Raw genomic sequence first — 4,306 nt, 5'->3', positions numbered from 1 at the left:
GGAAATACAGTCCGCGCTCCTGCACCCATCCTTCGAAATCGGCCTGGGAGATTTTGTTAGGCCTGTTCAACACCGGATGATCGGGAGCAAGAAAAGTCACCTCGGAGTCTTCTTCTGTGACCCGGTCCCTCGATAAGGTGATGGGATACGGTGCGAATAGCTCCGTCTTCATCCGATGACGGGTATTGTACTGTATGACCAGGGTACCTCCGGCTTCTGCATAGGCCAGAAGTTCGGGCATATAGAAATCGATACGCTCATCTACATTCATCAGGCGGATACCTGTGATGACAGCGTCATAGTCCTTCAGATTCTCGGCATTCAGATCCGCCTCGCTCAGCTCATCGACCTGATAGCCCAGGTTCCTGAGACCATCTGCCACCACATCACCCGCCCCTGGTATATATGCGATGCGTTCACCTTTCTTCTGAATATCGAATGTGATCAACGGAAGAACGGAATTTGGCATGTAGACCTGTGCGGGTATGTGGTCATAAGCGATATCGCTGAGAGAACGGTCATGCATGTCTTCCTTAGTTCGGAAGAAGGCCTTGAACTCACCGCTCTTTGCCCCGGCACCTGGTGTGATGGTGACGGTAAGCTTCTGCTCTTGTCCGAAGGACTCGAAACTCATGGACCGCAAGGCAGGTTCTACTGTCCAATTGGCAGGAGCTTCGAGGAATAATTGACCATTCAATCCTTCTTTGATCGCTTTTACGGTGACCTGTACTTTTTTGGCCTTCTTATCTGGGAAGATGAGATTGTCTCCTTCGATATTGATGAAGACCGGAGGCGTGATGGCAAAAGGCCTTCCCTGTTCACCCAATACCGGGTCGTTCCATTTTTTGAAGAGTGCTGTCTCGTATTCCACTTCCTGCCCATCGATCAGCAATGTGACAGTGACCGCGATGGCCGGTTCATTCTCAGGAGTACCCCGCAGCAAGGGCTCTTCTACTGTATAGGTACCGAGGCTCCCTTCTTCTCTCAACCAATAGGGCTGAGAAACATCCAAGCCATCTGGAATGACGGTCGCGTGCTCTTGGGTCCAGACACGATTCTCTTCTAGATCCTCGTCAATCGTCTCATTCCACTGGAGCGCTTCACTGGAAATGGACTTGAGTTTCACATCAGAACTTCCTCTGGCGATGACCTCCACTTCCAACTTCAATGAATCCCCGGCTGATCCATAGGCGCGATCGGTACGTGCTTCTATGTACAAGCCGTTACAATCTTGGAGAATAGCATCGATCTCTTGGGTCTTTTTCTCACGCCACCAATCATCTTTGATCATCTGCAAGGCTCTGCGTAATTCCAGAAGTCGAGGAATACTTGCGGCCGGATCGGTGAGGTCATAATCCCGGATGAGTTGGGACGTCAGACTCTTACAACGCTCTGAACCCTTGACCCGGCTCCAGTCTTTGGGATAGCCTTCGAAGAGACCACTCTCCGCGGGTTCTCCCGCCAAATGCTCGAAATATTCGATGCGTTCTCCCCGTGTGCCTGTACTTCCGAATCCCTGGCTCTTGTGCATGGTGCGGCTCTGTGAGGCCAGCTCGGTATGTGAGATGCCCTTCATCACATCATAGGTGCCGATATCCATGGCCACCACATTGGGATCATCGGCCGAGATATCGGGATTCCACCATCTACCGGTATTCACTACGATCCGCAAAGGTTGCCATGGCTCTACATGGTCCAGTTGCTCCGTGTAGGTACCCGGGTCTCCCGCTACCTCGAATGCTTCGAGCGCCAGGATAGCTGAAGCGGTATGGTGCCCGTGTCCTCCTCCTCCACTTGTCGGGAAACGACATACGATCACATCGGGTCTGACCTGACGAATGACCCAGACCACATCAGAAAGGATCTTGTCCTTATCCCATATCTCCAAGGTCTCTTTCGGGGTCTTGGAATACCCGAAATCATTGGCCCGGGTGAAGTATTGGTCTCCTCCATCGAGTCTCCGGGCTGCCAGTAGTTCTTGCGTTCGGATGATTCCCAGTTCTTCACGCAATTCAGGCCCGATGAGATTCTGCCCACCGTCTCCTCGGGTGAGTGAGAGATAGGAAGTATTGAAGAGTTTATGATTGGCCGAGTAGGCGATGAACCGCGTATTCTCATCATCGGGATGCGCAGCGAGATACAGCACATTACCTAATACACCCAGCTTCTCGATCTTCTGATAGATCTCTGAAGAAGTCGGCTGATCGAACCTTTGGGCCTCTAGGGAAGTCGAAGAGGTGAAGATGTGTAACACGAATAGAGTGAAGAGCGTCTTTCTCATGGGGGTTGAAAATACTCTATTGTAGAACAAAAGTGATGGTTTCAAAAACACACTCCTACTCATCACTGACTCGCTTTCCCCTCTCGAGCGATGTGCTAAGCTTGTCGAAGTAAGGGGAGTGTGCATGAACGTGTGCCAGAAGGGGTGTGTTATTCGATTATCCAAATTATCTGACCTTTAAACAATGAAATCTTTCAATATCGGAACGATACTATGTGCAGTTATCATCAGTCTTGCTTCTGCTAATGGAGTAGCCGAAGAGCAGAATAAGGACCGCACGGGAACACCTGATGGATCCAGCACCTGTACGCAATGTCACACCGGTGGAGGCTTCAATCCGCAGATGGAGATCATCATAGAAGATGAGACAGGCACAGAAGTGGATGCCTTTATTCCAGGTGCTGACTACACGCTGACAGTCACCTTGAGCAGCATCCCCTTCCCTACGGTATTCGGATTTCAGGCCACCGCCCTTTTCGATGACTTGAGCAATGCGGGAAGTTTCTCGGATCCGGGCACAGGCGTACAGATCGAGATTGTGAACAATGCGAGCATCATGAACCGACATGTGGTGGAGCACAGCAATCCAGGCTTTGTGGGGAATTTCGAGGTCCAATGGACCGCTCCTATGGATGAATCCGATGTGACCTTCTATGCCTCAGGAGTCACAGCCAATGGCAACAACGAATCCAGTGGGGATAAGGCCACCAACATCCAGCGAACGCTCAGTCCGCAGATGCCGGACCATGTCTGGGAGAATGCACTGGAGAACGTGAGATTGGGCACCTATCCAGACCAATGGCAACTCTATGGATCCAGCCCAACGACCATTGACCGTGTGAGGCTCATCGACTTACAGGGGCAGATCATTCTCGACCAGAGAGCAAGTGCGATTCCTCGCCAAGGACTCCTTCCTGGTATGTACATCATCCATGTGCAGGCGGGGAATACTTCCAAGACATTCAAAGTGATGCATATTTGAAGCCCTATGCGCATCACACTCTATCTCACTCTTGCCCTTCAATTATTGATCTCCTGTGCTCGGACGGGCATAGAGTCCAAGGCTGACCCTAAAGATTCCCAGTCGCTCTGGGTCCATAGTCACCGCACGGATAAGGGGCACTTCCTGGTACAGTTCTCAGAGAACAAGGTTGCAGTATGGGACACCTTGAGAACAGAGATCCAGGGATTCGACTATATACCCGGTTCGCTGTATCATCTCGAAGTCGAAGAAGTGGAAAGTGAATCGTCCGATCCTTCCTTTAAGCTACTGCTAATGAAGGAACAACGCGTAGACCCTATTCTCCGCATCCATGATATCTGGGCATTGAAATCCATGCCCGGACATGAGAGCGCCTCTGCCACACCCGGGCGGGCATATATCGAACTGAATACCACCCGGATGAGTTTGATGGGTCAGGCGCATTGCAATAGCATCAGCTCCAGCATCGATCGCTTGGATGAGGAACACATCGAGTTCAGCTATATGGTACAGACCAAACGAGCTTGCCGGGCCCTGGCCGATGAGACGGCTATGGTGGACCGACTCAATCGCACCCGTAAGTACATCCGAGAAGGACTGGCATTGAAATTCCTGGACGAGTCTGATAATGTCCTACTCGAGTTCAAGAAGATAGACTGATGCATATCGAGTCCTTTCTGCGCCAGCTCTTCGAGACGGACCGCCCGAGATTCGAAGTGTCCCGAAATCAGATCCTCACATCGATCGGGGACATAGAAGACCGCATCTTCTATATCCATGAGGGGGCGGTATGCGCCTTCTATCTGCACGATGGTCAGGAGCAGGTGATACGATTGGGATACAAGGGCTCAGTGATCAATGCCCTCCCCTCCTTCTACGAGCGCACGCCCTCCCAATTGGAGATACGGGCCATACGGGACTCTGTGTGCAGCTCAATCGACCGGGAGGCATTCATATCCATAGCGCTGGACGAAGCGCATATCCACTCCTACATGGAACTCCTGCAGCAGCTCATCTGTCAGCAGATGGAGCGGGAGCTGGAT

General features: G+C 51.6%; 4 protein-coding genes. 3 read left to right on the top strand and 1 reads right to left on the bottom strand.

Translation table 11 applies throughout. The features are described from left to right. Positions 1 to 2,281, bottom strand: a 2,281-nt coding sequence (locus tag HKN79_03055) for a PIG-L family deacetylase (GenBank protein NNC82530.1), incomplete at its 3' end; no start/stop codon positions are given. A gap of 184 nt (positions 2,282 to 2,465) precedes the next feature. Here HKN79_03055 and HKN79_03050 point away from each other — a divergent pair. The 3 genes from HKN79_03050 to HKN79_03040 all read left to right on the top strand — a co-directional run. After that, positions 2,466 to 3,263: a T9SS type A sorting domain-containing protein gene (locus tag HKN79_03050; GenBank protein ID NNC82529.1), complete on the top strand. Its 798-nt coding sequence runs from the start codon at positions 2,466 to 2,468 to the stop codon at positions 3,261 to 3,263. A gap of 6 nt (positions 3,264 to 3,269) precedes the next feature. Further along, the gene (locus HKN79_03045) at positions 3,270 to 3,923 is read left to right on the top strand and encodes an META domain-containing protein (protein ID NNC82528.1); all 654 of its coding nucleotides are present in this window, start codon (positions 3,270 to 3,272) and stop codon (positions 3,921 to 3,923) included. Beyond that, on the top strand, positions 3,923 to 4,306 hold a 384-nt coding region (locus HKN79_03040), incomplete at its 3' end, for a cyclic nucleotide-binding domain-containing protein (GenBank protein ID NNC82527.1). The genes HKN79_03045 and HKN79_03040, both read left to right, overlap by 1 nt.

Source organism: Flavobacteriales bacterium, assembly GCA_013001705.1.
GTDB lineage: Bacteria > Bacteroidota > Bacteroidia > Flavobacteriales_D > JABDKJ01 > JABDLZ01.
This window is presented reverse-complemented; position numbering and strand designations above follow the sequence as displayed.

What these genes read in the sequence shown, in the direction of transcription:
- HKN79_03045 (NNC82528.1), top strand. Translation starts at nt 3,270, where the DNA reads ATGCGCATCACACTCTATCTCACTCTTGCCCTTCAATTATTGATCTCC.
- HKN79_03050 (NNC82529.1), top strand. Translation starts at nt 2,466, where the DNA reads ATGAAATCTTTCAATATCGGAACGATACTATGTGCAGTTATCATCAGT.